The sequence below is a fragment of the Acidobacteriota bacterium genome (assembly GCA_016716435.1).
In the GTDB taxonomy this organism is placed as follows: Bacteria; Acidobacteriota; Blastocatellia; order Pyrinomonadales; family Pyrinomonadaceae; genus OLB17.
Genome location: JADJWI010000003.1, coordinates 997111 through 1023715 on the forward strand (window position 1 = coordinate 997111; position 26605 = coordinate 1023715).

At 54.9% G+C, this 26605-nt stretch carries 35 protein-coding genes; 25 read left to right on the forward strand and 10 right to left on the reverse strand.

The genetic code is table 11. The features are described 5' to 3' along the window. Window positions 1-47: 47 nt before the first annotated feature. Window positions 48-1604: a DnaJ domain-containing protein gene (locus IPM21_07960; protein MBK9163831.1), complete on the reverse strand. Its 1557-nt coding sequence runs from the start codon at window positions 1602-1604 to the stop codon at window positions 48-50. A gap of 177 nt (window positions 1605-1781) precedes the next feature. Here IPM21_07960 and IPM21_07965 point away from each other — a divergent pair, with 177 nt between their 5' ends. From IPM21_07965 to IPM21_08000, 8 genes are all read left to right on the forward strand, one after another. After that, window positions 1782-2534: a hypothetical protein gene (locus IPM21_07965; GenBank protein MBK9163832.1), complete on the forward strand. Its 753-nt coding sequence runs from the start codon at window positions 1782-1784 to the stop codon at window positions 2532-2534. A gap of 49 nt (window positions 2535-2583) precedes the next feature. Continuing rightward, window positions 2584-2826: a hypothetical protein gene (locus IPM21_07970; GenBank protein MBK9163833.1), complete on the forward strand. Its 243-nt coding sequence runs from the start codon at window positions 2584-2586 to the stop codon at window positions 2824-2826. After that, complete coding sequence (locus IPM21_07975; protein MBK9163834.1) at window positions 2820-3164, forward strand: type II toxin-antitoxin system PemK/MazF family toxin; 345 nt, start codon at window positions 2820-2822, stop codon at window positions 3162-3164. Before IPM21_07970 ends, IPM21_07975 begins: the two co-directional genes overlap by 7 nt. Further along, complete coding sequence (gene ligA / locus IPM21_07980) at window positions 3161-5176, forward strand: NAD-dependent DNA ligase LigA (protein MBK9163835.1); 2016 nt, start codon at window positions 3161-3163, stop codon at window positions 5174-5176. Before IPM21_07975 ends, ligA begins: the two co-directional genes overlap by 4 nt. Further along, window positions 5173-5391, forward strand: a complete 219-nt coding sequence (locus IPM21_07985; GenBank protein MBK9163836.1) for a hypothetical protein — start codon at window positions 5173-5175, stop codon at window positions 5389-5391. Before ligA ends, IPM21_07985 begins: the two co-directional genes overlap by 4 nt. 3 nt (window positions 5392-5394) lie before the next feature. Further along, entirely contained in the window at window positions 5395-5874 is a 480-nt protein-coding gene (locus IPM21_07990) for an SMI1/KNR4 family protein (GenBank protein ID MBK9163837.1), read from the forward strand. Window positions 5875-5883: 9 nt separating this feature from the next. Further along, complete coding sequence (locus IPM21_07995; GenBank protein MBK9163838.1) at window positions 5884-6357, forward strand: hypothetical protein; 474 nt, start codon at window positions 5884-5886, stop codon at window positions 6355-6357. Window positions 6358-6980: 623 nt separating this feature from the next. Next, a complete protein-coding gene (locus IPM21_08000; GenBank protein MBK9163839.1) occupies window positions 6981-8279 on the forward strand; it encodes a serine hydroxymethyltransferase in 1299 nt (432 codons plus the stop codon). A gap of 38 nt (window positions 8280-8317) precedes the next feature. Here the strand turns inward: IPM21_08000 and IPM21_08005 are convergent, their stop codons facing one another. The 3 genes from IPM21_08005 to IPM21_08015 form a co-directional block, all read right to left on the reverse strand. Further along, a complete protein-coding gene (locus tag IPM21_08005; GenBank protein MBK9163840.1) occupies window positions 8318-8923 on the reverse strand; it encodes a hypothetical protein in 606 nt (201 codons plus the stop codon). A 75-nt stretch (window positions 8924-8998) separates the two neighbouring features. Beyond that, on the reverse strand, window positions 8999-9319 hold the full coding sequence (locus tag IPM21_08010) for a hypothetical protein (protein MBK9163841.1): 321 nt from the start codon (window positions 9317-9319) through the stop codon (window positions 8999-9001). Beyond that, the gene (locus tag IPM21_08015; GenBank protein ID MBK9163842.1) at window positions 9316-9912 is read right to left on the reverse strand and encodes a hypothetical protein; all 597 of its coding nucleotides are present in this window, start codon (window positions 9910-9912) and stop codon (window positions 9316-9318) included. The genes IPM21_08010 and IPM21_08015 overlap by 4 nt, the downstream gene beginning before the upstream one ends. Window positions 9913-10005: 93 nt before the next feature. Between IPM21_08015 and IPM21_08020 the strand changes: the two genes are divergently transcribed. The 3 genes from IPM21_08020 (at window position 10006) to IPM21_08030 (ending at window position 14211) form a co-directional block, all read left to right on the forward strand. Next, complete coding sequence (locus tag IPM21_08020) at window positions 10006-10962, forward strand: alcohol dehydrogenase catalytic domain-containing protein (protein ID MBK9163843.1); 957 nt, start codon at window positions 10006-10008, stop codon at window positions 10960-10962. Window positions 10963-11070: 108 nt separating this feature from the next. Beyond that, window positions 11071-12585 (forward strand): trypsin-like peptidase domain-containing protein, encoded by a 1515-nt coding sequence (locus tag IPM21_08025; GenBank protein MBK9163844.1) that lies wholly within the window; start codon window positions 11071-11073, stop codon window positions 12583-12585. 87 nt (window positions 12586-12672) lie between these two features. Next, window positions 12673-14211 (forward strand): aldehyde dehydrogenase family protein, encoded by a 1539-nt coding sequence (locus tag IPM21_08030; protein ID MBK9163845.1) that lies wholly within the window; start codon window positions 12673-12675, stop codon window positions 14209-14211. A gap of 95 nt (window positions 14212-14306) precedes the next feature. Here IPM21_08030 and IPM21_08035 read toward each other — a convergent pair whose 3' ends face one another. Both IPM21_08035 and IPM21_08040 read right to left on the reverse strand, forming a co-directional pair. Next, window positions 14307-14753: a hypothetical protein gene (locus tag IPM21_08035; GenBank protein MBK9163846.1), complete on the reverse strand. Its 447-nt coding sequence runs from the start codon at window positions 14751-14753 to the stop codon at window positions 14307-14309. Then, a complete protein-coding gene (locus tag IPM21_08040) occupies window positions 14753-15202 on the reverse strand; it encodes a hypothetical protein (protein ID MBK9163847.1) in 450 nt (149 codons plus the stop codon). Before IPM21_08040 ends, IPM21_08035 begins: the two co-directional genes overlap by 1 nt. 703 nt (window positions 15203-15905) lie before the next feature. Here IPM21_08040 and IPM21_08045 point away from each other — a divergent pair. Further along, entirely contained in the window at window positions 15906-16400 is a 495-nt protein-coding gene (locus tag IPM21_08045) for a hypothetical protein (GenBank protein MBK9163848.1), read from the forward strand. Window positions 16401-16881: 481 nt separating this feature from the next. Here the strand turns inward: IPM21_08045 and IPM21_08050 are convergent, their stop codons facing one another. From IPM21_08050 to IPM21_08065, 4 genes are all read right to left on the reverse strand, one after another. Continuing rightward, window positions 16882-17361, reverse strand: a complete 480-nt coding sequence (locus IPM21_08050) for a hypothetical protein (GenBank protein ID MBK9163849.1) — start codon at window positions 17359-17361, stop codon at window positions 16882-16884. Next, window positions 17354-17704: a hypothetical protein gene (locus IPM21_08055; protein ID MBK9163850.1), complete on the reverse strand. Its 351-nt coding sequence runs from the start codon at window positions 17702-17704 to the stop codon at window positions 17354-17356. Before IPM21_08055 ends, IPM21_08050 begins: the two co-directional genes overlap by 8 nt. An 81-nt stretch (window positions 17705-17785) precedes the next feature. Then, window positions 17786-18226 carry a SocA family protein gene (locus IPM21_08060; GenBank protein ID MBK9163851.1) on the reverse strand — a complete coding sequence of 147 codons (441 nt, stop codon included), beginning with the start codon at window positions 18224-18226 and terminating at the stop codon, window positions 17786-17788. Window positions 18227-18377: 151 nt separating this feature from the next. After that, window positions 18378-18812, reverse strand: a complete 435-nt coding sequence (locus IPM21_08065) for an Lrp/AsnC family transcriptional regulator (GenBank protein MBK9163852.1) — start codon at window positions 18810-18812, stop codon at window positions 18378-18380. Between the two features lie 195 nt (window positions 18813-19007). On the opposite strand from IPM21_08065, the gene IPM21_08070 reads away from it, so the two are divergent. From IPM21_08070 to IPM21_08130, 13 genes are all read left to right on the forward strand, one after another. Beyond that, a complete protein-coding gene (locus IPM21_08070; GenBank protein ID MBK9163853.1) occupies window positions 19008-19922 on the forward strand; it encodes a phenylalanine 4-monooxygenase in 915 nt (304 codons plus the stop codon). A gap of 3 nt (window positions 19923-19925) precedes the next feature. Next, the gene (locus tag IPM21_08075) at window positions 19926-20321 is read left to right on the forward strand and encodes a GNAT family N-acetyltransferase (protein MBK9163854.1); all 396 of its coding nucleotides are present in this window, start codon (window positions 19926-19928) and stop codon (window positions 20319-20321) included. A 1-nt stretch (window position 20322) separates the two neighbouring features. Then, window positions 20323-20610, forward strand: a complete 288-nt coding sequence (locus IPM21_08080; protein MBK9163855.1) for a type II toxin-antitoxin system HigB family toxin — start codon at window positions 20323-20325, stop codon at window positions 20608-20610. A 2-nt stretch (window positions 20611-20612) separates the two neighbouring features. Continuing rightward, window positions 20613-20834: a hypothetical protein gene (locus IPM21_08085; GenBank protein MBK9163856.1), complete on the forward strand. Its 222-nt coding sequence runs from the start codon at window positions 20613-20615 to the stop codon at window positions 20832-20834. Window positions 20835-20844: 10 nt separating this feature from the next. Continuing rightward, complete coding sequence (locus IPM21_08090) at window positions 20845-21087, forward strand: helix-turn-helix transcriptional regulator (protein MBK9163857.1); 243 nt, start codon at window positions 20845-20847, stop codon at window positions 21085-21087. Between the two features lie 15 nt (window positions 21088-21102). Further along, window positions 21103-21603: a hypothetical protein gene (locus IPM21_08095; GenBank protein MBK9163858.1), complete on the forward strand. Its 501-nt coding sequence runs from the start codon at window positions 21103-21105 to the stop codon at window positions 21601-21603. 168 nt (window positions 21604-21771) lie between these two features. Next, the gene (locus IPM21_08100) at window positions 21772-22317 is read left to right on the forward strand and encodes a hypothetical protein (protein MBK9163859.1); all 546 of its coding nucleotides are present in this window, start codon (window positions 21772-21774) and stop codon (window positions 22315-22317) included. Then, window positions 22310-22516 carry a hypothetical protein gene (locus IPM21_08105; protein MBK9163860.1) on the forward strand — a complete coding sequence of 69 codons (207 nt, stop codon included), beginning with the start codon at window positions 22310-22312 and terminating at the stop codon, window positions 22514-22516. The genes IPM21_08100 and IPM21_08105 overlap by 8 nt, the downstream gene beginning before the upstream one ends. Window positions 22517-22531: 15 nt before the next feature. Continuing rightward, the gene (hppD, locus tag IPM21_08110) at window positions 22532-23710 is read left to right on the forward strand and encodes a 4-hydroxyphenylpyruvate dioxygenase (protein MBK9163861.1); all 1179 of its coding nucleotides are present in this window, start codon (window positions 22532-22534) and stop codon (window positions 23708-23710) included. Then, window positions 23710-24144: an AAC(3)-I family aminoglycoside N-acetyltransferase gene (gene aac(3)-I / locus IPM21_08115; GenBank protein MBK9163862.1), complete on the forward strand. Its 435-nt coding sequence runs from the start codon at window positions 23710-23712 to the stop codon at window positions 24142-24144. Before hppD ends, aac(3)-I begins: the two co-directional genes overlap by 1 nt. Next, window positions 24141-24596: a GNAT family N-acetyltransferase gene (locus IPM21_08120; GenBank protein MBK9163863.1), complete on the forward strand. Its 456-nt coding sequence runs from the start codon at window positions 24141-24143 to the stop codon at window positions 24594-24596. Before aac(3)-I ends, IPM21_08120 begins: the two co-directional genes overlap by 4 nt. Window positions 24597-24601: 5 nt before the next feature. Then, window positions 24602-25288, forward strand: coding sequence for a tetratricopeptide repeat protein (locus tag IPM21_08125; protein ID MBK9163864.1), 687 nt, complete (start codon window positions 24602-24604; stop codon window positions 25286-25288). A gap of 7 nt (window positions 25289-25295) precedes the next feature. Further along, entirely contained in the window at window positions 25296-26600 is a 1305-nt protein-coding gene (locus IPM21_08130) for a homogentisate 1,2-dioxygenase (GenBank protein MBK9163865.1), read from the forward strand. Window positions 26601-26605 lie beyond the last annotated feature (5 nt).

Consider the following 26605-nt stretch of genomic DNA (forward strand, 5'->3'; position numbering starts at 1 on the left):
CCGCCGAAAACTTGAGTATATCAGCAGTCCGCCGGGACGGGAAGTTTTTATGCCCTTATGCGAGCGAGAGCCGCCAACGCTTCTTTATGATTCGGGACAAGTTCGAGGAACCGGCCTATTTCGCCTTCGGCCCGCTTGACCATATCGTAGTCGGTGTAGAACTCGATCAGCATCTCGCGGATCTTCCAGTTCTTTGCATCGAGCCGGACGGCGGTCTGCAGTTCGCCTTCTGCCTTGAACTTGAACTGAGCACTTTCGGCAAGCACTTTTCCGTAATGGGCATGGTAGAGCGCGTTCTGCGGGCTGTAGTGAACGGCTCGGGCGAGGTGCGTTGCGGCTCCGGCAAGGTCGCCTTCGGTCAAGCATCCGAGTGCGGCCTCAAAGTTCTGCAGGCCCGATTCCTCGCCCTGCGTCATCTTCTCATTTGCATCGCCGCCGCGTTCGGCAACGCGCTTTCGCATTGCCCGCTCCGATTCGAGTTTCTGGTCGTAATTTCGCCGCAGCCGCTCGTCGCGCAGAGTTTCGTGGGCGAAGGAAAGCTCAGTGAAGGCCGCCTGCATCTTCTTGAAAAGTTCTGGATCCTCGCGGCGGTAGCGGTCGGGGTGAAAGCTGCGCGCAAGAGCCAAGTATTTCTCGCGGACCACGCGGGCCGGTGCATTTTGGTCGATGGCAAGAAGGTCGTAAAGGCTCTCGTAGTTCTCGAACCGGGCAAGGTATTCTTCGGCCGAAAGCTCAACGATGGGCTCGATGTTCTCTTCAGACTGTGCGGCTTCGTCAAACGTGCCGTCGCCGTTTTGAGCGGCCGGCCGGGCAACGCGGACGTCCTCGGCCTTTTTGACGAGGTGGAGCTTTGCCGACGAGAGATTCTTAAGGTCAAGGTCCGAAAACGCCGGGTTCCAATTCGCCCTTTTGACGTATCCGCCAAGCCAGATCGTGTAGAGCCCGGAGAAGAGCAGGGACTCGGGCATTCGCGTCGCCGCTCGAAGTGCCTCAGCAGAAAGTGCCTGGCCGACAAACGCATCGAGGAGGATCTTTTCGTTCTCTCGGATGCCGTCCGGCTCTGGCACGTTACCGATCGGGTCGAACATCTCGTCGAAGCTGCGGAAGCGATTTATTACCCAACCGCTGTCAAAACAGCGGCCATAGTTCATCAGCAGATCGCCGATCTCGACGTCGAGCTTCAGGTCGTCGCGGACGCGGGCGAGCGGCGTGAACGTGAAATCGCCCTTGATCCACGAAAGGCTGTCGAGCACGATCTGCCGGACGATCGCCTTCGCAGCTTCGGTCAATTGCTCTTCGCTCAGCCGGCCTGCGGCCTTGAGCGCGGCTGCAAGCTCATGGTCCTTCGCAAAATTGGGAAACTGGGCTAGTTCTTTTTGCTCGATCAGCTTCTCCTTGAGCAGGTGCGAAAATAGGCGGTGCTCGCGGGCATTTGAGACCGCGTAGATAAGACGCCCGTCGTCAAAATAAATTATGGCTTTCTTCACGCCAAAAGACAGCCGCAGGCTTCCGCCGAGGCTATTCTGGCGGATCTCGACGATCAGCTCCGCGAGCGGATGCTTTTCGATGGTGCTTTTGATCTCGAGGCCGTTTTCCGGGGACATTGATTTTCGCAGAAAGGAGAGGGAGGATGCCGGAAGGTTTCCGGTAATGAAAGATTATATCAGAAATCGGCTGAGCGCACATTAAATTTGCAGTCGCCGCCGGGGCCAAATGGCTTGACCGCGAACGGCGAAACTGCGAACATCCGAAGTTTAGAAAATGCCCACAAAACGGACGAAATGAACCAAGAGATAACCATCCGCGAATGCACCTCGCTTGAGGAACTTGCCGACTGCGTTGACCTCCAACGCGAGGTCTTTCAGTTGCCCGAGATCGAGATCTCGCCGGTCCGCCATTTTGTGGTGACGAAGAACGCGGGCGGCTTTATCTTGGGAGCTTACAGCGGCGATATGCTGGTCGGATTTGTGCTCAGCGTGCCGGCTTTTCTTCGCGGCGAGAAGGCGTTTTACTCGCACATGACGGCGGTGAAGGCGTCGCATCAGAGCTCCGGCGTCGGCCGCAAGTTGAAATGGGCACAGCGGTCGCGGTCGCTTGAGCTTGGCGTCAAGTATGTTAAATGGACCTTCGAGCCCTGGAAGGCCCGTAATGCCTATTTCAACCTCGAGAAGCTCGGAGCTATCGTGACCGAATATCAGCCGAATTTCTACGGCGTCGATTACGCGACGGCGGGCACCGGCGGAAAGCAGATCGGCCTCGCCAGCGACCGGCTCTTCGCCGAATGGCACCTCGAAAGCCCGAAGGTCATGTCTCTAGCGGCCGGCGAAAACTTCGCCGAAACCCGCGAACCGCTTCGCCGGATCGCGGCACCCGCCGATTGGTCCTCGCTAGTAGCGGCCGACCCCGAAGCTGCACTCAAAGAGCAAGAACGCCTTAAAGCTGAGTTCACCGAAGCCTTCGCCGCCGGTCTCGTCGGCGCCGGATTCGAGCGCGACGCTAACGGGCCCGAGTATCTTCTTTATCCAGCCGGATGACGCTCAAAAAATATTGACCGCCGGTATAACCGCGGTTATACTCGGCAATATGAAAACAGCCATATCAGTCCCGCAAGACATATTTGAACTGAGCGAAAAACTTGCAAAGAAGCTGAAAATCTCGCGGAGTGCGGTCTTTGCGTTGGGTGTAAAGCGGCTTAGTGAGGACGAAGCGATCGACGAAGACGATCTCGTCGCACGCATAAATGCGGTGTGCGCGACCACCGACACCTCGCTCGACCCAGCCATTAAGCGTTTGCAGGCCAGAGCACTGCAGAGGGACAAATGGTGATAACGAGAGGGGAGATCTGGTGGGCAGACCTACCAGAGCCAAAAGGCTCAATGCCCGGATATCGACACCCAATTGTGATAATTCAGGCCGATCCGTTCAATCGCAGCGATCTCGCAACCGTTATCGGGGTCGTCGTCACAACTAATCTCGCTCTTGCATCAATGCCCGGAAACGTCGAGTTGACGTCCAAGCAGAGCGGATTGCCTAAGCGCTCGGTTGTTAATGTCACTCAGATCGTCACCGCCAACAGGTCCGATCTTCTTGAATTCGTTTCCCGATTGTCTGATCGCAAGATGGAACAGATTGAACTCGGAGTTCTCTTTGTTTTGGGCCTATGAGCAAGATGCCAATCAATCTATCCGAAAGCGTTCAAGAAATCTCCGATTTACGCGACGAGATCGAGCGGCACAATGAGCTTTATTATCAGAAAGCGGAGCCGGAGATCTCTGACTTTGCGTTTGATCAACTGCTTGAAAGGCTGAAAGCTCTAGAGGCGGAGCATCCGGAACTGATCACGCCGGACAGCCCGACCCAACGCGTCGGCGGCAAGGCGGACAGTCTTCGGCCATTTACACACACCGTTCCGCTGATGTCGCTCGACAACAGCTACAGCCTCGACGAGCTGAAAGCTTTCACCGAACGCTGCGAACGCCTCGCCGAGGGGCGCAAGCTTGAGTACGTCGCGGAGCTCAAGATCGACGGCCTCTCCGTCGCACTCCACTACGAGAACGCAGTGCTAGCCGCAGCCGCGACTCGCGGAGACGGCCGGGCCGGCGACGAGGTGACGCAGAACGCAAGGACGATCCGCACCGTTCCGCTCCGTCTAAAGATAGATTCGCCGCCGCATGCCGAGATACGCGGCGAGGTCTTTCTCTCGCGTTCGCAGTTTGCGAGGATCAACGCCGAGCTCGAGATGCAGGGCGAGAAGACCTTTGCCAACCCGCGCAATTGCGCCAGCGGCACGCTCCGGATGCTCGATTCGCAAGTGGTCGCCTCCCGTCGGCTCGATATGTTTCCTTACGATGTGCTGGCCGGGAACCAGAAGATGTTTGCGACGCACTGGGAAAATTTCGATTGGCTCGAACGCAACGGCTTTAACGTGAATCCAAACCGGGCCTTGTGTGCCGGATACGACGAACTTGTTACCTTCATCAACGAAATGGAAACGCACCGCGACACGCTCGATTATGAGATCGACGGCGTCGTCGTGAAGGTGAATTCGACGGCATTGCAGGAAGAATTTGGAGCGACGACGAAAGCCCCGCGTTGGGCGATTGCTTATAAGTATCCGGCACGCCAGGCGACGACAAAGCTGCTTTCTATCAGCATCCAGGTTGGCCGGACCGGAGCACTGACCCCGGTCGCAAATCTCGAACCAACGCTCCTTGCCGGCACAACCGTCGCCCGGGCATCGCTCCACAACGAGGACGAGATAAAGCGGCTCGGGCTAAAGATCGGCGACTACGTTCTGATCGAAAAAAGCGGCGAGATCATCCCGCAGGTATTGGCGAACATTCCGACAAAACGCGACGGCACCGAGACCGATTTCGAGTTCCCGACCGAATGCCCGGTTTGCGGCTGGGACGCTGTACGCCCCGAGGGCGAAGCCGTCCGCCGCTGCACAAATCCCGATTGCCCCGCAAAGTTGAAGGCACGCATTCAATACTTCGCCTCGCGAAAGGCGATGGACATCGAGGGCCTCGGCGAAGTGCTGGTCGAAACGCTTGTTGATAAAGAGATGATCCGCGACGTCGCCGATCTCTATAACCTGAAGGTCGCCGACATCGCCGCCCTCGAACGGATGGCCGAAAAATCCGGTACGAACCTCATCGACCAGATCGAGGCCAGCAAGACGCGAGGGCTCCAGCGGCTGCTCTACGGCATCGACATCCGCCATGTCGGCGAACGCTACGCAAAGATAATCGCCGGTAATTTCCGGAGCATCGACCGCATTGCCGAGGCGAGCATCGAACAACTTGACGACATACCCGAGATCGGCCTCGCCGTCGCCGAAAGTGTCCACGCCTGGTTCCGCGACCCGCGAAACATTGATCTTGTTGCAAGGCTCAAAGCCGCCGGTGTTCAAACAGAAATGGATGCCTCATCGACCGCCGCCCTCGATGAACGCTTTGTCGGCAAGACGTTTGTGCTGACCGGAAAGCTCGAAAATTACACCCGCGACGAAGCCGCCAAACTCATCGAAGACCGCGGCGGCCGCGTCTCGTCATCTGTAAGCAAAAAGACCGACTACGTAGTAGCCGGTAGCGACGCCGGCTCAAAGCTAACCAAAGCCGAAAGCCTCGGCGTCAATGTACTCAACGAAAAGGAATTCAGGGAGATGGTAGGATGAGTGACGATTTTAATGTCAGACTTAGAATTGCAAAACATGAGCTATTTCAGAAACTAACTGTTGAAGAGCGCCTCCTCGTTGCCGATCAATTCTTTATGACGGCAAAGGAAATTATCGTTGATAATGCTCCAAAGAATCTCAATGAGAACCAGATGAAACGATACGTTTATGAAAAGATGTACAACGAGGCTCCGCCGGCCGACCTCTGGAGGTAGACGTTGATCGAATCACTTCTTTTGCCTGAAGATTTGAAGAGCTTTTCACTCGGATACTCAGGGCTTCGATTTTTTAACGAGTCGGAATTATCTGACGGTCAACTTGGCTATTCCGTCGATCCTGATGGAAGGTCTCTTGCAGGTTCGAACCCGGGCGATTGGAAAGATGGTTGGACGGTTATTGGTTATGATGAGCGGTGCGGTGATCCGATCTTTGTCGATTTAAACTCCGAAGGTTTTCCCGTCTTCACGGCTGTTCATGGGTTAGGAGAATGGACTCCAAAACAGATTGGGGATACCCTTGAATCGTTCAGGAAATGTGTTGACGAGATTTCCGCTATTTCGATCGGGCGTGAGAATCCGGTAAAGCTCGAGGCAAACCCGATCAGTAACTTGATGCGGCAAGAAGTGTTGAAGAAAATAAAATCCTTCAGCCTTGATTCTGATTTAGAATTTTGGGAATTGACGATGGGGTTTTACTGAGGTAGGGCTATGGAAATATCATTCTGGTCTTGGTTTGCCCTCGGACTTTCGATGGCTATTTTAATTTTCGGCATCTGGTCGAGCAGAGATCTTTCCGGACGGAGGAGGGAAGAGCAGATCCGAAGGTTCGGAGTTTTTGCGATGTTTCCACTGGCAACTCTTTTCATGTTTCCGCCCAGCATTTTGGAGTTCTCACGACTTAACTATTTGCCCGATCTAAATGAAACTACGGTCACGACGTCTGAAGAGCTCTCGAACCACGCTGCTGAAATTGCACACGAAGTAAATCTGCTTAAAGGCGAGGTTAAACAACTCAGACAAGAACTTGCTGAAGCTAATGAGTTTTACAGCCGTTTCGTCTCGATGGTAGCGATCGGTTTTTTTATTTTCACTATCGTCTATCCATTTGGACGAAATGACAAAAATGTCGAGACGGATGTGCCAAAATACCCGCTTGGCCTTGCTCGGGATAGCGATGATTAAGCTCTTTTCAAGGCGAAAAGATGAACCTCAATCCAGATCGTCCTGGTTATCGCCGCTGCGGGCCTTGTACATCTCGGCTACCACCTGGATGAAAATTCCATAGACGACGATCGCACTGACGAGCAGACCGACGCAAAATACTATAACGTTTAGGCTATTCATATTCTCCTACGCGTCGTTGTTCCGTATAGCCCAAGTGAGAGAATTGACGGGACCCAAAGACCGACAAAAATTGCCGTGTCTCGATTTCCCTCGCCCAACAAGCCGAACCAAAGCGACACCGAAAAGAGAAATGACAAAAATGCCGCGACAAGAATAAAGAGATCTGATTTTTCGAGTTTCATAAATTAAAGTAATGTTTGATCTGCAAAGTTATTTAACGAACTAATTTACCGTTTCGATTTGCCCAGAGGTTCGGATTCAGGCATGAAGGCTTTGAAGTAGATCAAGACGCGAATCTGACGCTCCCGCCGCATCGATATTCTTATCTCCAAAAGGGTTTGCTATCGCGGGAAGAAATAGCCGTGACGCGAGGGGTCGAAAGGCCTTCAACAGGGTTTTTCTGGTAGAATGGCGCTTGAGCTAACTCTGATTAACATCCAGCGAATTTTGAGTGAGAACGAATGAGCGATTTTTTTACAGCAAACATTTCTGAGGCTGATCCGTTGATCAGCGATGCCATTGATGCAGAGGTTCGGCGGCAGGTCGATGGGCTTGAGCTTATTGCTTCGGAGAATTTTGTCTCTGAGGCGGTGCTGCAGACGATGGGCACTGTTTTTACGAACAAATATGCCGAGGGCTATCCGGGCAAGCGGTATTACGGCGGCTGCCAGTTTGCCGATGTGGCCGAGCAGGCGGCGATCGACCGGGCGAAGGAGCTTTTTGGGGCCGAACATGCCAATGTTCAGCCGCATTCGGGAGCTCAGGCGAACATGGCCGTTTTTCTCGCGGCCATCAAGCATGGCGACACCATCCTTGGCATGAACCTTTCGCACGGCGGCCACCTGACCCACGGCCATCCGCTCAATTTTTCGGGAATCAATTATAAAGTCGCCGACTACGGAGTTGATAAAGAGACCGAGCAGATCGATTACGATGAGCTTCAGCGAAAGGCCGAGGAATCGCGGCCTGCGTTGCTTATCTGCGGTGCGTCGGCATATCCGCGGATCATCGACTTCGAACGCATCGGCGAGATCGCCCGCTCGGTCGGGGCAAAGGTGATGGCGGACATCGCCCATATTGCCGGCCTGGTCGCCGCGGGGCTCCATCCCTCGCCGGTGCCGCATTGCGAGTTCGTCACGACGACCACGCATAAAACGCTTCGCGGGCCTCGCGGCGGACTCGCCCTCTGTAAGGAAGAGTTCGCCAAGGACCTCGACCGCAGCGTTTTTCCGGGTGTTCAGGGCGGCCCGCTGATCCACATTATCGCCGCAAAGGCAGTTGCGTTTGGCGAGGCCCTTCGCCCCGAGTTTAAGGACTATCAGCAGCAGATCATTCTCAACGCTCAGGCACTTGCCGAGACGCTTTCCGAGGCCGGGCTTCGGCTTGTCTCCGGCGGCACGGACAATCATCTTCTGCTCGTTGATGTTTATATGGACGGCAAGGGCGTCACCGGCAAGGAAGCCGAAAAGGCGCTCGATGAAGTCCATATAACGGTCAACAAAAACACCATTCCGTTCGATACGCAGAAGCCTTTTGTCGCCTCCGGCATTCGCCTCGGCACACCTGCCCTGACGACCCGCGGTATGAAGGAAGACGACATGCGCGAGATCGGACGGATGATCGCAAGCGTCATCCACGAGCCCGAGTCCGAAGATGTAAAGGAGCGTGTCCGCCGCGAGGTGCTCGAACTTACCGAGCGTTTTCCGATGTATCAGGGTCGGCTAAAGCCGCATCCGGGCGAGGCGAAAATTGCGGTGTAGGGAAAAAAAGTAAGAAGTGTAAAAAGCGGAACGGCTTCCTAAACAGGGAAGCCGTTTTCCATTTCTATTTGTTCGAGCAGGTCGCGTGCCTCTTCGCTTTCAAACTCAAAGGCCTTTTGCTCGAGTACCTGAAAAGCGATCTCGGCATAGATGGGATCATCGAGCAGAGGGATCATCGACTGAGCCGGGAAGAGCACGAGCGTTTCGTATGCGATCGCACGAATTTGCGGAAGGTCCGTTTGGCGGATTATCTCCGCGATCTCGCCGGCCGAAAAGCGTTCCAAAAGGTGCTCGGCCAATTTCTCGAAGCGGTTATAGTCGTGCTGTTTCAGCGCCCTCTGGGCAAGCTGGATAAAGACCTCCGCCGAGCCGCACTGGGCCTCAAGGATCTTAACGCACGTCTCTGCAAGATGGGCCGCTTCCTCGGTTCCAACGGCGTTCTTCGCCTTCATCTGGTCATCGAGCGCAGTAAGCAACTGGCTCAATTCCCAATCGGCATGGGCGTCGTAGTGAAACTTCTGCTGAGTTGGATTTGAGAGGAGTAGCCCGGTCGGCTCGAGCAGCCGCTCAAGCATCTTTTTTGTCATCGGCCGCAAGCCGTCCCAAACTTGAACTACTTGGGCATCGAGGTGTTTGAACATCATTGTCAACAAACTCAAGTTTACGTGATACGCGCTCGATGTCAAGCAAAAATAATTTTTGCTGTTTTCATCCCGGATTCACCGACTTTTTTCGGCCATCGTTTCGACAGCGGCAGCGAGCCTTTCTTCAACTTCTGGCTCTTCGGTGCCGTCCGCAATTACCTCGACCAGGGCATAGGGCGAGCCCGAAAGCCTGCGAAGTTCCCAGGCCTCTTCGCCCTCGCGCGAGCGGCGCGTGAACCAGACGGCATCCACCGCGGCTTCGTTCATCTCCGTCCCCGCCGGAAGCTGCGAAATCATATCGTCCTCGGGCGGCACCGTAAAAAGAAGACGCCGCGGCTCCCAACCGTGGCGTCGGTATTGTTCGAGAATTGCCGCGAGTTCTTCGCCTCGGATCATTTGACGTTCGTGGCCGGCTTCGGCACGACCGGTGTGACATTCATGTTCATGTTGACGTTCGCGTTCGGCATTCCCGGGACCATCGTGTTCCCGACCGCGTTCGCGGCTTCCTTCTCACGCTGGTCGCGGCCCTTGCCCGGCGACTTGAAAGTTCCGCCAAACATTTCGCCGACTGCGAGTTTCCAAACTCCATCCTCATTTACAAAGCCGATGTCTTCCCACTTGTTGTCGCGTCCGTTCCAGACCTCAACGGCCGCGAACTCGTCGCCGGTGCGTTCGTCGCGTATCTCGGGAAGCGAATCGGCCATGGTCGTCGCGGTAAAGCCGTTCTCGAAGACCTTTTCGATCGGCGTATTGTTTCTCGCAGCGACCATTTCGGCAAATTCAAGCGTCTTCTTGCTCATGTTCGACTTGATGGCCTCGGTGTTCTTGGATTTAACGGCTTCGTACAGTTTCTTATAAGCCTCGGTAGCCGATGCGCCGCCGCCCTTCAGTGCCGCATCGCCACAGGCGAGCATCGTCCCGACCAACCCGAGCACGACAAAAAGGCCGAATGCTCTTTGTAGAAAAGTAATGGAATGTTTGCGTTTCATTATCCGTAGAGTATATTGACAGCCCATTTGAAAGTAAATCAGCGCTCGCGGGCTGACTAGTTTCGCCCGGCCGCTTCGGGATATGATTGCGAAATGCTTGCATTAAGAGCCGAGAATGGAAGCCCTATGCTCCGCGATGTGCCGCGGCCGGCGGCCGAGGGCGAGGCGCTTGTCCGCGTTTCGCTTTCCGGCATTTGCAATACCGATCTTGAGATCATCCGCGGCTATGCCGGATTTACCGGGACGCTCGGCCATGAGTTCATCGGCGTGGTCGAGGAATCTCCCGATTCTCCGGAGCTTCTCGGCCGCCGCGTCGCGGGCGAGATAAATGCCGGGTGCGGGCGGTGCGAGCGGTGCCTCAGCCGCGACCCGCGGCATTGCCCGGAGCGGACCGTGCTCGGCATCATCGGCCGCGACGGAGCCCACGCCGAATTTCTCCGGCTGCCGACTCGAAATCTGGTCGCGGTTCCGGACGCCGTCCCGGACGAAGAGGCCGTTTTCATTGAGCCGCTCGCCGCCGCCATCGGAATCTCGGAGCAGGTTAAGATCACCGCCGAAACCCGCGTCGCCGTTATCGGGGACGGCAAGCTCGGCCTTTTGTGTGCACGAGCTATGCGGATGCTGACGCCGCATACATCCCTGATCGGCAAACATTCATCAAAACTTGACCGAGCAGAGCGGACCGGCATTCGCCCCATACTTGCGGGCGAAACCAAAGGGCTCGAGGGCTCGTTCGACGTGGTCATCGAAGCAAGCGGTTCCGATTCCGGCTTTGCCTCGGCGGTCGATCTGGTAAGGCCGCGGGGAAAGATCGTCCTTAAATCTACCTTTGCCGGAAAACCAACTTGGGAAGCCTGGCGAATTGTAGTTCAGGAGATAACGATCGTCGGTTCGCGATGCGGGCGATTTCAGCCGGCGGTCGATGCACTTGCCGCTGGGCAGATCGAGGTCGCAGACCTTATTAGTGAAGAGTATAAGCTTGCCGATGCCGTAAAGGCGGTTACGGCGGCCGGGCAGAAGGGAACGCTTAAAGTGCTCCTCAGGCCCTGAGCGAAACTTGCCGGGCGAAATAAATTTTCGGATTTTGGGCATCTTTTGATACCCTTAGTGAACTAATTGTTAAGGCCGTTCGCGGTCGGGAAGTGGAGGTTTTTACGTATGTTTTTAAGAAGCGGTGATAAGTCCAGGGTTGCGGGGTTGTTGTTTTTCGTGGTTCTTTCGCTCATCGGCGCTCCGGCGGCATACGGACAAGTTACCGCTGAGGCTCCGTCCGAGCGGGTGATGACCCTCGCCTCATTTTCCGATTCGATGGCGGCCGTTGCCAAGAAGGCCGGCCCGGCAGTCGTCAGCATTGACGCCAAGGCTCGCCCGGCCGAAATGGCCTCCCGCGATTCGCAGGAAGTGCCGGACGACATACTCGAATTCTTCCGCCGCCAGATGCCGACGCGGCCCGCGACGGCCATCGGTAGCGGCTTCATAGTTGACCCCGCGGGCTACATCGTGACCAACGCCCACGTCGTTGAGAACGCCGTCAAGATCACGGTCCGGCTCGATTCGGGCGAGGAGCATCCGGCCGAGCTCATCGGGCTTGATGACGAAACCGACATCGCCGTCCTTAAGGTAAACATCGGACAGGCGCTTCCTTATCTCCGTTTCGGCAATTCGGAAAACGTCCGCGTTGGTGACTGGGTGCTTGCCATCGGTTCGCCCTTCGGGCTCAATCGCACGGTGACCGCTGGCATCGTCTCGCAGACGCGTCGCGAGACAGCAGTTTCGACGCCCTTCCAACGCTTTATCCAAACCGATGCCGCCATCAATCGCGGCAACTCCGGCGGGCCGCTCGTTGACCTCAAAGGTGACGTTATCGGCGTGAATTCGCAGATCGCCACCTCGACCGGCGACTACAACGGCGTCGGCTTTGCCCTGCCCTCGGTAGAGGCTCGGCAGGTCTATGAGGAGATCCGGGCAAACGGAAAGGTACAGCGCGGCTACCTCGGTGTTTATCTCGACTCGGTAAAGACCGAGTTCGCAAAAGTTTACGGCCTCGGCGAGACGCGCGGTGCGATCATCACCGACGTCCGCGATGAGGACGGGCCAGCCGCCGCGGCGGGGCTCAAGACCGGCGACATCGTTGTCGATTTTGACGGCCAGGAGATCAAGGGCGCCTCGGAGCTTATCGCGAAAGTTGCGGCGACCAAGCCGGAGAGCGACGTCCAGGTCACCTTCCTTCGCGAGGTCGGCGATAAAATGGAACGCCGTTCGGTCGAGATGACGCTCGGCGAGCGCACGATCGGAAACGCCCGGATCAGGGGCCGCAACCGGCCCGCACCGGTCGAGCCGCCCGTTGATGCGACCAAGCCCTTTGGCCTGACGCTGACCGAGGTTTCGCCGGCAATGGCGACCTCGCTCAAGCTCGAAGCCGGCGGCCTAGTTGTCCGCGAGATAAACCCCGCGAGCTTCATCGCCGACGTCAAGCTCTCAAATGGAGTTGACGCCCTCGGCCGCGGCGACATCATCATCCGTATCAACCGTCAGGCCGTCACGGACCAGGCGACCTTCACCAAGTTCGCCGCCGGCCTCAAGCCGGGCGACCCGGTCGTGCTCCACGTACTCTCGCCCGTCCCCGGTGGCCAAACCGCCATCCTGAAGTACGTCCAGTTCACGGTCCAGTAGCCGTTTTTTGCAGATCATTTTGAGAAAGTTCCCGGCGAGCGGTGGCTCGCTTGGAACTTTTTCTTCTTTGGCTGTAACCTAATTGATATGGCAAAGGCAAAGAAGGCGAAAGAAAAGAATTCGAACAAGACGACGGTTGCGACCTACCACAACTACATCGGCGGCGAGTGGGTAAAGAGCGCTTCGGGCGAGTGGTTTGAGAATGTGAGCCCGGCGGATACGACCGACATCGTCGGCCGCTTCCCGAAGTCGAACGCCGAGGATGTGGATAAAGCGGTCGCGGCGGCAAAGGCGGCGGCCACCAAGTGGCGGCAAACTCCGGCTCCGAAGCGGGCCGAGCTGCTCTTTAACCTCGCAGAGATCATCCGCGACAACAAGCAGCGTTATACGGAAGAGATGACCCGCGAAATGGGCAAGGTGCTCAAGGAAGCGGGCGGCGACGTTCAGGAAGCCATCGACTGCACCTATTACACGGCAGGCGAAGGCCGGCGGCTCCATGGCTTTACGACGCCCGCCGAGATGAAGAACAAATTCGCGATGTGCGTCCGCCAGCCGGTGGGCTTGTGCGGGCTTATCACGCCTTTCAATTTCCCGATGGCGATCCCTTCGTGGAAGCTGATTCCGGCGCTCGTTTGCGGCAACACGGTCGTTATTAAGTCGGGCGAGGACGTGCCGCTTTCGGCCCTTAACCTGGTCAAGGCCTGCGAGCAGGCGGGCATACCGAAAGGCGTCGTCAATCTCGTCAATGGCTTTGGCGAGGCCGGTGCCGCACTCGTCGATCACAAGGACGTCCGGCTCATCTCATTCACCGGCTCGACCGATACCGGCCGCAAGATCGCCGAGGCCTGTGCCCGCGACAACAAGATCGTCTCGCTTGAGATGGGCGGCAAGAACGCTATCATCGTAATGGACGACGCCGACATCGACAACGCCGTCGATGGCTCGCTCTGGGGAGCCTTCGGCACCAGCGGCCAGCGGTGCACGGCCTCATCGCGGATCGTCGTTCACAAAAAGGTCTACAAGAAATTCGTCGCAAAGCTGGTCGAACGCGTAAAGGCCCTCCGCGTCGGCAACGGGCTTGACCCGAAGACCGACGTCGGCCCCGTGATCCACGAGGACGCGATGCAGAAGATCCAGGGCTATATCGAGATCGGCAAAAAGGTCGATGGGGCAACCCTCGCCGCGGGTGGCAACCGCCTGACCAAGGGTAACTACGCAAAGGGCTGGTTCCTTGAGCCGACCGTTTTTTCAGACGTAAAACCCGGCATGCGGATCGAACAGGAGGAGATCTTTGGCCCGGTCACCAGCGTCGTTCCTTTCTCAACGCTTGATGAAGCGATCGAGATCGTCAACGGCGTAAAATACGGCCTCTCGTCCGCCATCTATACGCAGGACGTCAACAAGGCTTTCTACGCGATGCAGGAGCTCTACACCGGCATCTGCTACGTAAATTCGGCCACCATCGGCGCCGAGGTCCACTTGCCCTTCGGCGGCACAAAAGCCACCGGCAACGGCCACCGCGAAGCCGGCACCCAGGTGCTCGATATCTTCAGCGAATGGAAATCACTCTACGTCGATTACAGCGGCAAACTCCAGAAAGCCCAGATCGATGAGGTGGAGATTTAGGGGCGAGTAAATCGTCAAGAGTAAATCGTAAATAGAAAGAAGGCAGGATTCGGGATCACCGATCCTGCCTTTTTTCTGTGATCTGACTTACTTGCCTACGTTCCAAATACCAGCATCATTATCGAGAATACGACGGACGCAGCGGTCAGCAGTGTTATTACCGTGCTTACGAACCTGGTATTGCGTTTGCCGTTGATGGCCATGCCCAGGCCGCCTGCGGTGAACACTACGCCGAGTATCAGGACGATCCCGAGCCCAGCGATCGACAGGATGATCGCCGCCTTTTTCGCTTCGGCCGACATGCCGCCGTAGGTTCCCTTCACCGGGCCGCTCAGCAGCCTGACCATAATGAACTCAACCGCCGCGATCGCCAGAGTAAATATCGCCCCAAGAGCAGTCAGCATCACGCCGCGGACCTTGATGTGCGTTGCCGTGAAAAACTGAGTGCTACCGCACTGCGGGCAAGCACTCTCCGCAGTTACGACGTCGTAATCGCAATCCCAGCACTGCCGCAGCTCCGGCATTTTCGCGTTCTCTTCCATCACGTAAGAAACCTGAACACCGCCCCGAAGACAAAGACCATCGCTAGCAGGATCCACATTACCCAGACCGTGTGCCGGTTGCGTTTGCCGAAGGCGAGCATCCACCCGCCGGAGACGATCATGTGCACCCCGAAGAGGATAAGCACCGCGAACAGGCCCGCCGCGGCAAGCAAGATGTGCTGGTCCTCGGCCAATTGCCGCGACTTTGAGGGGTCGTTCATAGCGTTAAGCACTATTAGCCCGACGACCACCGACACCGCGCCGATCAGCACCGCGACAAAAAGCCCGAGCCCGACGAGAATGCCGCCGCGGGTGCGGATGTTGCCCGCCGTAAAGAAAGTGCTCTTGCCGCACCGCGGACACGCGGTCTCAGCCGAGACAGCCTCAAAATTGCACCCGAAACATTGCCGAGCCTCCGCCGCCGCCATCGCCTGCTGCTGTTGCATCATAGAGAAACCAAATCCCAAAAGAATCTAAATTCGCCACGACATAATTCCCCAACTCGTCCCGGCCGAAAACCCGCCGAACCCGCCGTGCGCTACGGGCGCATTTGAAGCTCCGTTCAGTTTTTGTTAACATAGGAAGTGTTGAGGTTGCTCGTTAGTTGGTTAGATTAGTTAGTCGCTACTTCGGTAGCAGTTAGTTAGTTAGATTGGTTAGTTCGCAACCTTGACGGAGGAAAAGCTTGCCGGGTGTCAAAACCTAGCGGCTTTTCCTTTTTTCATGCCCGGACGGATCGTTACTCTGAAGTGCCCGGCCAATTTTCCCGCTAATTCAACCTAATATTGCGGAACGTTTAATCTCCGGTAGTCCTACGTAGGCGAACGCCTGCCTCCCCAAAATTGGGTATTGCTCGTTCAGCTTCGATAATGTAGTATTTCGTCAAAAGAAATCGAGCTCCCTATGAACGAGAAAATCCGAACGCTACCACCATCAAGTTTTCATCAACAAGAAGATGGATTTGTACGACCTCTTTTTAAGGTCTGCGTCCCCCTATTGATCTTGATTCTTGTGATACTCGGGTGTAAACCGAAGCCAAGTTCGAACAGTCCGACGCCGGACGTAAGTAGTCCTGAAGCGAATACATCAGAGGTTGTTAAGCAGCCCGAAACTTCTTCGCAAGGACGCTTCGAAATTACTGAGATCTGTAATTTGCCGAAGGAGGTTGCCCCAAACACTCCTTTCGGGAGACTTGGCGGCGGCCGATGGGAGAGAACCAGCAGTTTCGATGAACAATGGGATTACGACTGCAAAGGCGATACGGGCGATGTGACCTTAGAAGACAGCGAGAAAGGTAATGTTAGCGTTGAATATGGATCGATCGGTGGACCAATCGATGTGAAATATCTATCAATCGAATACACCGCTACGAGGTTCAATGGGCTCGACAAATCGGAGCTGGAACACCGAAAGAGCTACGTGGATTTCGTGGATCGGATTTCGAAGCGACTGTTCAACGAACCGCTTCCAGACTCCGTAAAGAAACAGTTGCTCGGCACAAAAGATATTCGGAAAGAAGATTCCGGCACTCCTGTTGGATCGGGATATGTGAACACGTCCGTGAATCTTACCAACAATAAGGTAGTCATGACCGATATCCATTTCTTCGAGAGTAAGGATGCATACGGTAAGTTCAGAAACCAGTAGTTTCGGTGGCCAGGGGGCGTCCGGGTTTTGTTGAAGAACGCTATCCACTTCCGAAGAGTCGGGGCTAAGAGACACGCTGACCGAAAGGTTTCTTCTGCACGTTAATTTGCTGTTTGTAATCGATGCCACGCCAAACGAGCATTTCGCAAGAGCTCAGTCGCCATCCGTTCAGTCTCCGCGTCATCGCTGAGATCCGGTAAGCCAGTGATCTCTGCGTGAGTCGGGCTGTTGGGAATCACATCCGCTTTCGCATCGCGGACATTCCCAACATGGAGACTGGTGACTGCCTTAAGACTCTTCAGGCTGGTTGTGGCGTTTTCACAATTGTTATTGACCGAGAGCCCCTTTTCATTTTGTCGAAGTGTGAATGCCAGACTATGAATCACGCAATCTTCACTAATCCAACTAGGCCTAATCGCTCGAAATATTAGGGTGTCACACAACAGTATTTCAGGGAACGCGTCATGGATTGTGGGCATAGTCAGAAGTTTAACTTTCTTAATTCTCTTGCGAGCAGTTGCGAATCTAATCGGTAGTTAACGCCATCCTTACCATCGAAGTTATAATACAGATACGGGGGGCGATTGTTTGATCCAGATAGGAACAATCTCACCTCACATTCAAACGACTTACGCCATTCGAATTTCAAACCACCAAGGCCATCTGGAGCAACACCCGGGATAACGGTCGATTTGCCAATAAGAAAATACGCGGGAACCACCCAGCGATAGTAGCGGTTCAATGCGAATCGTGAAGGTCGTGGATCAAAGTCTTCTTCAGGGATCGCGTTTTCAAGAGCGACAATTTTTGAATATAGAGACCGTAACTGATTGAAAGTTTCCGAATGGGTAACAGCCACGCAAAAGCCGCTCTCATTGTAAAGTTCCCGGCTAAGTACCGTTTGAGTCCTCGAATACAATTTCGGGAAATCTAGGAAAGTTGTTGCCGTTGTATCATGCACTGCCGACCTCGTTTTCACTATCCTCATCAATCGGGATCGCTGTCTGGCCCGTGAAAAGTTGATATTGATTTTCAAGAGCACGAATTAGGTCAGGTATCTTTTCGCTTGATATTGCAATTCGTCCAACACACTGAGCGTCGAGCATTGTGGTCTCCGAGTCGAAACCCGGTTGCAGAATTGGAATCCTCACTTCGAAAAACGAAAGAACGAAATCGGTAAGGATGACTTGTACCGCAACTTCCGACGCGTACAGCGTAGAAATCGAGTCTGGTACCTTAAAATCAATTCCAACTGGACGGGGAACTACGATTTTCTTTTCAGTGTCGTTTGCATTTTCAGCCATTAAAATTTCCTCAAGTCAGTCCACATATCATTCGCTCAAGCACCGGAGGCAAAAGGGGGCGTGGGCCGTAAGCCATTTGTTCTACATTCTTTTGAATAAGTTGCGCTTGAAAAATGCCTGCATCGCACGCGTTGTAATCTCGCTCTTTAACTTAGATGCTCTCCACGGCTCTTCGTTGTGCGTTTGCTCAACCAGAGCTGACGCTGAAAGGTCTCCATAAGCTTCGAAAACCGATTCAAGAAGTTCACGCTCGTCGGGATCGAACGTTTCAGCGTTGAACTCCTCGGGCAGATCGATGGGCCCGTATCCAAATCTCTTGTATTCTTCGTAGACTTCCTCGACAACCGGTCCGAAATTCCATGCCATCACTCGTTCCAAGAACAAGGGTCGGCTAAAATTACCGAGAGCATAGCCCTGAGCGTAGTATAAAAGCTTCTGAACCTTCAAGTTCGACACAGGTTCAGCCCCGCGCTCCTTTGCAAGCCAAACGAAATATTCCGCGATTTCAATAGCCTTCTTCATTTGGTTTTCGTATCATCACTGCAACTAAATATCGTGTGTGGCATTTAGTTGCAATGATGCAACAACAATTTCTCATGATACGGAAACCGGTGACAAAAATCAATCGATTGACGAGACAAAGCATGCGGTAGTACGGCCTCTGAAGTATGAGCTAGACCTTTATCGTTCGGCGTTTTACGGGGGAAGAGAGGACGATGGCGGTGGTTGTGATGCCGTAGGGGGTGAGTTTGTCGATGATCTCCTGGAGGTGTTCGACCGAGGCGACGGCGACCTTCATTATAAAGCTATCACCGCCGGTGCCGCGGTGGCATTCGAGCACCTCGCTCGTCTCTTCGGCGACCTCGATGATGTGGCTGTAGTCCACGCCCGTTATGCTCATCCGGACGAATGCCGTGATCGGCAGCCCGACCTTTGCCGTATCGATCTCCGCCCGATAGCCGGTGATTATCCCGGCATCTTCCAGCTTGCGGACGCGTTCGATAACGGCGGGCGTCGTCAGCCCGACCCGCCGCCCGAGCTCGGCAAAGCTCGTCCGCGCATCTTCCTGCAGCTCGGTAAGTATCTTCCGGTCAATTTCGTCGATCATAAGCTCCCTAAGGCCATTCCGCGGCCTTGGCTTTAGTTTATAAGGTTTTGCCCCGGAAATAAATCACAAAATAAAGCCCGGCCCGCCCATTTCCGAATATTCACTATTCAGATTTCTTTTCGCTTCTATTACAATTATTTATTCAAGGATAACCCGAGACCTTCCCACGGCATCGTAAATTTCGAGGAGCCAACCATGCTTACTGAGACCGCCATTGCCGCAAACGCCGCCGAAACCGATTTTCCGCTCGATAATTTTCACATTACGGACGCCGATCTGCCGACCTTTCGCGATATGCCGTTCGAGGACATCGAGGAACTCGACCTCGACCATCCCGGTGCGAGCGACCCCGAATACCGCACGCGTCGCGGCTACATCGCGAGCCTCGCCAAGAAGTTTCGCGAGACGGGCGTCATCACGGACGTTGATTACAACGACGACGAGCAGGCGATCTGGCGGCACGTCGCCACGCGGCTCGAGGAGCTGCACCAGCGGCACGCCTCGCCGTTCTATCTCAGGGCAAAGCGCGACCTCGGCATCTCGAACGAACGCATCCCGCAGCTGACGGAAATGAACCGCCGGCTCAAGGAGCTGACCAACTTCCGGCTGGCGCCGATCGAGGGCCTCGTCGATACACGTGCTTTCCTGAGCTGGCTCTCGTGGCGGACGATGCTCTCAACGCAGTACATCCGCCACCACTCGCGGCCGGAATATACGCCCGAGCCGGACATCGTCCACGAGGCGATGGGCCACATTCCGATGTTTACCAACCCAAACTTTGCCGATTTTTCGCAGTTCATCGGCCACGGTGCCCGCATCGCGACCGACAAACAGATCGAGGAACTCGGCCGGCTCTATTGGTTCACGGTCGAATTTGGCCTGGTCGAACACGAAGGCGACATCAAGGCCTACGGTGCCGGGCTGCTCTCAAGCTACGGCGAGCTCGTGCACGCTTTTTCGGACAAGGTCGAGCGGCGGCCGTTTGTGCTCGAAGAAGTGATCAACCACGAATACACATACAGCGACATGCAGCCGGTGCTCTACGTCATCCCGTCCTACGCCGAGCTGAAAGAGGTGACGCGCGGATACATCTCAACTTTTGGAAGCTGACAGATGATGGAATTTACGATCAACGGAGAAGCGACCGCCGCCGAGGTCGTCGAGCTTTACCGCGATTGCGGCCTGCCGCGGCCGATAGATGACGAGGACCGCATCGGGCGGATGCTCGCGGGCTCGAACTTGATAGTAACCGCCCGCGAAAACGGCCGGCTCATCGGCATCTCGCGGTCGATCACTGATGGAGCCTGGAGCTGCTATCTCGCCGACCTCGCCGTCGCCACCTCGCACCAAAAAGCAGGCGTCGGCCGCCGCCTCGTCGAGATGACCAAACAGGCCGCCGGCGATGAATCAATGGTCCTCCTCCTCTCCGTCCCGGCCGCCATGGATTACTACCCAAAGATCGGCATGGAACGCCTCGACAACGCATTCATAATCTGGCGGGAGATGTGAGATGTACGTAATCACAAGAAAGCGCCTGAATGAGTTTGCCGAAAAATATCCGGAGACGAACAACGCTCTTGCACGTTGGTATCGTCAAATGAGGCAGAATAGCTTTGCTTCGATCGAAGAGTTACGCGAATTCTTCCCGTCTGCGGACAAGGTCGGGAATCTGACGGTGTTCAATATCGGCGGAAATAAAGTTCGGCTGATAGCGGCGATACACTATAATCGAAAAAAGGTTTATATCCGGGCAGTTTTAACCCATGCCGAATATGACGCCGGAAATTGGAAGGAGTAGATATGCAAGCAGTCGATATTCAGTCCTGGACAAATGTTTCGGACACGGTATTCGTACCGCATAACGAACTTGAGTACGAACGTCTCGTCAAAATGCTCGACGATCTCATTGATCAGGTCGGCGAGGATGAGTCGCATCCGCTTGCTTCGATGATGGATGTTTTGTCGGCTCTGATCGAGAACTACGAGAACGCAAATGTTCCGGAGTTAGCTTTGAAAGGCTGAGGTGATACAAATGGGCGAAAGAAAGATAGACCGGAAAATGATAAATACTGCCGAAGATGAACTCACCAGCTTGTTACGACGAACTCGCCACGCCAGAGGGCTGACTCAAAAGGAACTCGCAAACAGGGCAGGTATAAGTCAATCAAGTATTTCGAAGGTTGAGAACGATCTAACGGACGCCAGTTATTCCATTCTACGAAAGATCGTCGTAGATGGCCTCGGCGGCGAGTTAAAACTGGCGATCAAGCTGTGATTGGGGTCGGAAAGTATGAAAGCAGTTGTTCTTATTGTTTTTTTGGCAATGGCTGTGTTTGCACAGGCTAACGAAGACTCTCTTTACGCCCGGGGTCTTCAGGCCTGTTTGGAAAAAGAGATTGCTTCATACAAAAGTTTTTCGGAGCGGGATTTGCGAAATGTCATTGTAGCGTACGACTTTTACATAACTAGAAATTTGCCGAAAAAGATGGGGGAGATTTCCGTTCGTTATCTGGACGACTCGGAGTTGATTCAAGAATTCAGGAAACTCTCGAAAGAGGAACGAAAGCGCGGAGTTCCATACATCAAGATCTTTCCGATCTCCGATAGGGAGGAAAAGTTGTATTTCGCATACAACACTCGTTGGTTTAGATACTCAGAAAAAGGCGGCTTTTTTTCGGAACGTAGGCTGATTCACACCCATGGTTTAGAAGGCGGATGTAACGCTGAGATCGCGTTCGACCCTTCAGAAAAAAAGTTCTATATTTCGGAGGCAAGCCTTTGGGGTATTTAGCCGATATGGTTTGACAGTTGGTTTTAAGCGGTTTGTAGGATGGACATATGGATAACAAGAATCCACTTGGATTAAAGAAGATACATCACGTTGAGTTTTACGTTGGGAATGCGAAGCAGGCGGAGTTTTATTACCGCAAGGCGTTCGGGGTGTCGTAATCGTAAACCGATGGAGAACCCATTACCCTCAACAAAGATCGGTCAGATCCTGTCTGTTTTAGACGAAATGAGGCAGGCCGGGATCGTCGATAAGTATGCGATCGGCGGGGCATTTGCCGCTATCCTGCACAACGAACCAATATCGACGATAGATCTTGATATTTTCTTTCTCTTCAAAGAAAAGCAGTCGTCGTTGGTTCTTTCATTAGACTCCATTTATGAGTTTGCTCGGGCACGCGGGTTTTCGTTCGATCATGAGTTTGTAAATATCCACGGCTGGTTGGTTCAGTTCGTTGAGGCTAGCCATAGCAAACTTTGGAGCGAAGCAATTGAGAATGCAGTTGTTTTGTCAATCGATGGTCGGGACGCTTATGTGATCGACAAGGAACATCTCGTTGCTATGTGGCTTTTTGCCGGGCGGGCAAAGGACTATCAGAAGATAGCGATGTTCGTGGATGCAGGCATTCTCGATGACGCGAGACTCGCAAGAATTCTGGCGAGACACGACTTGCTGGTAAAATGGGAAACAGATAAGTGGAGGTTTACGAATGGATAGCGAAAGCGAGATTGCAGAACTGACCAAACGCAAAGAGATATCGCGCTCCTATCTTCGGTCCCAAACACCGGAGGCTAAGATCGCCCAGCTTATCAATTTGCAGGAACAGTATTACGAAATGCTGGCGGTTCGTGAGGCGAAAGGCGGCAAACCAATTCCCTCAAGATGGAAGAAATGGTACGCGGCACGGCATCCATGATTGAAAGGTTTTTTTATGACAGACACGAAGAATCCATTAGGACTTAAGAAAATATATCACGTTGAGTTTTTTGTTGGGAATGCGAAGCAGGCGGAGTTTTATTACCGCAAGGCGTTCGGTTTCTCGCGGGTGGCGTATCGCGGGCTTGAGACGGGCGACCGCGAGGTGACGAGCTACGTTTTGCGGCAGAACCGCGTCAATTTTGTGCTGACGACGCCGCTGACACCTGAGCACCCGGCTGCCGAGCACATCAAGCAGCACGGCGATGGCGTCCGCGATATTGCCTTCCAGGTCGAAGATGCCGATCACGCCTATAACGAGGCCGTCAAACGTGGGGCGACGGGCATTACCGAGCCGCACGATATGACCGATGCGAACGGCACGGTCCGCCACGCCGCGATCGCGACCTATGGCGACACGATCCATTCGTTCTATTCCTATCAGGCATCTGCGGCCCCGTCAGCCGACCGTCCGAGCGGCTCGGCCGAAGGAGCCGCGACCGCCGCACAGCAGGAGCGGGTCTATGCATATTCCGGCGCTTTCCTGCCCGGCTTTACCGAGCAGCTCGTCCCCGGCGAGGAGGTCGGCATTCAGCTCGTCGATCACATCGTCGGCAACGTCGAACTCGGGAAGATGAACTACTGGTGCGACTTTTACCGCGACGTGATGGGCTTTGAGCGGTACATTACCTTTGACGACAAAGACATCTCGACCGAGTACTCGGCTCTGATGTCGATCGTGATGAGCGACGGCGGCCACAACATCAAGTTCCCGATCAATGAGCCCGCCGAGGGCAAGGGCGGCAAGTCGCAGATCCAGGAATATATCGACTTCTACGGCTCGGCAGGCGCCCAGCACGTAGCATTGCTCTGCAAGGACATTCTGCACACCGTCGCTAAGCTGCAGGCAAACGGCATCGAGTTCCTCCGCGTGCCGGATACCTATTACGACGAGATCCCGGCACGCGTCGGCGAGATCGATGAAAGCGTAGAAGACCTCAAACGCCTCGGCATCCTGGTCGACCGCGACGACGAGGGCTACCTGCTCCAGATCTTCACCAAGCCGGTCGAAGACCGCCCGACCGTTTTCTACGAGATCCTTCAGCGAAAGGGCTGCAAAGGTTTCGGCAAAGGCAACTTCAAGGCGCTCTTCGTCTCGATCGAAGAAGAGCAGCGACGGCGCGGGAATCTTTAATGGAGCTTCGGCGCGCTGATCTTCGAACGCTCCAAGAGCTACTCGCGGTTTTCGCTGCGGCGTTTGAGGACCATGAGTCTTATCAATCTGCGGTCCCGTCGGATGAGTATTTAACAGAACTTCTAGCCCGCCAGGACTTCATTCCGCTGGTGGCTGTGGCGGAAGGGAAGGTTGTCGGCGGGTTGGCGGCTTATGTTTTGCACAAGTTTGAGCAGGAGCGGTCGGAGATCTATATCTACGACCTCGCGGTTCTCGAAGAGTATCGACGGCAACACGTCGCGACCGGGCTGATAAACAAGCTGCGCGAGATCGCCCGCGAGCTTGGTGCGTGGGTCATTTATGTGCAGGCCGACCACGGCGACGACCCGGCGATCAAGCTTTACGAATCGCTCGGCACCCGCGAGGACGTGCTCCACTTCGACATTGAACCGTGAAATCAAGCGAGCCCACATTCCGTGATTTTCAGCCCGCCGATATCGAAAAGGTCGCCGCACTTCTGCGTTCGAACATCCCGAAATATTTCGTCCCGGCCGAGGAGCAGGAGCTTCGGGATTATCTGGCCGAGCACCCCGAGGACTACTGGCTGCTCGATCATGATGGCGAGACGGTCGGGGCCGGCGGCGTCGCACTTAACAGCGATGGCTCGGTCGGCCTTTGTTGGGGAATGGTCCGCAACGACCTGATCGGCACCGGACTCGGTAAACGGTTGACGCTCTTTCGAATGGAAAAGGCCCGCGAGAAATGGGGCGAACGTGATTTCATGATCAGCACCTCGCAGCACACCGAGGGCTTTTACCAAAAGCTCGGCTTTGAGACCATCGAACACATCCCCGACGGCTTCGGCTTGGGCATCGACAAATGTAAAATGATGCTTACAGCAGAGTAGATTTTATGATTCAACACTTTCGTCCTTACAGATTCATCTTGATAGCGTTCTGTCTTGGCGGGGTGTTTTCATCCGTTTACGGTCAAGAGATTCGTGATCAAAAGGAGGCGGAGCGAATCTATCGGGAGTCGTTGGAACAAAGCAAATACAACAAGCTGTACTTCGACGAGGCGGATCGATGTCGGCAACTCAATCGCGAACAGAAGCATCAAGAAGCGATTCTCTCTTGCCGGCGATCGATCGCTTACGCTGAGAAATTACCAGCTGGTCAGGTCTTGGAACGACAGGCCGGATATATTCAGGTAGGGATAGCTTTTCTTAGACAAAAGCGGCCCAAAGAAGCATTAAATTATTTCGAGAAGGGAATAGTGATCGGCAGATCAGTCCTTGGTGAGACTGATGTTGAGACCGGAGAGATCTATTTTCTGATCGGCCAGGCCCACCATATAGATGGAAATACAGCAACGGCAAGCGAATTCTATGATAGGGCTGAGAGGACATTCCGAGCTGCATATGACGAGATGGGTGAGGATGGGGAAGAGTTGCGGGAACAATATCCCCGTATCATCTGGCACATTCTTGAAGCCCATTTGATACTTCTGGAAGAAACCGACGAGGAAGAGAAGATGACTGCCTTAAGAAAGCGACTTCATGAGTTTGAACTAGCATTTCAAAAATACTTGAAAAAGTAGGATTCAAATGGGAATGAATTATCAAACAGGCTTTGGGAATGAGTTTGCGACCGAGGCGGTTGCGGGGGCTTTGCCTTTCGGGCGCAATTCGCCGCAGCGGGCGCCGCTCGGGCTTTATGCCGAACAGCTTTCGGGCACGGCCTTCACCGTTCCGCGGAGCGGCAATAAGCGGACGTGGACGTATCGCATTCGGCCATCGGTGACGCACAAACCGTTCGTGCCGTTCGCTCCCTCAGGCGAGCCGGGCGGAACGCTCTTCCGGTCCACTCCGTTCGATGAGGTGATCACCGCCCCGAACCAGCTCCGCTGGGATCCGTTGCCGATTCCCGATGCTCCGACCGATTTTGTCGAGGGCATAACTAGCATCGCGGGCAACGGCGACCTCTTCACACAAGCGGGGATCGCGGTCCATATTTACCGCTGCAACCGCGGAATGGGCAACCGCTATTTTTACAACGCCGACGGTGAAATGCTTATCGTCCCCGAACTCGGCCGGATCGGCATTTTGACCGAGCTCGGGGCGATGCAGGTCGGCCCCGGCGAGATAGCCGTACTCCCTCGCGGCGTACGGTTCAAGGTCGAGCTCGCCGATGGCCAGGCTCGTGGGTATATTTGCGAGAATTACGGTGCGCAATTTCGCCTGCCGGATCTCGGCCCGATCGGGGCAAATGGCCTTGCCAATCCGCGCGACTTTGAAACACCGGTCGCCTGGTACGAGGAGAAGGACGAGCCCTGCGAGATAGTGCAGAAATTCGGTGGAAATCTCTGGTCGTGCGAGAGCGACCACTCGCCGCTCGACGTCGTCGCCTGGCACGGCAACTATGCTCCGTATAAGTACGACCTTCGCCGCTTCAACACCATCGGCTCGATCTCGTTCGACCATCCGGACCCGTCGATCTTCACGGTCCTAACGAGCCCAAGCGGCGAAGCGGGCGTCGCAAATTGCGACTTCGCGATCTTCCCGGACCGCTGGCTCGTCGGCGAGGACACGTTCCGGCCGCCCTGGTACCACCGCAACACGATGAGCGAATACATGGGGCTGATCTATGGCCAGTACGACGCCAAGGAAGAGGGCTTCGTCCCCGGCGGCGGCTCGCTCCACAACCAGATGTCGGCACACGGCCCGGACCTCGACGCCTTTGAAAAGGCCTCGAACGCTGAGCTCAAGCCGCAAAAGCTCGCCGGCACCATGGCCTTTATGTTCGAGTCGCGGTACATCATCCGCCCGACCCGCTTCGCCATGGAATGCCCCGAGCTCCAGCCGGATTACTACGCCGTCTGGCAGGGGTTAAAGAAGAATGTTGAAGCGTAGACTTT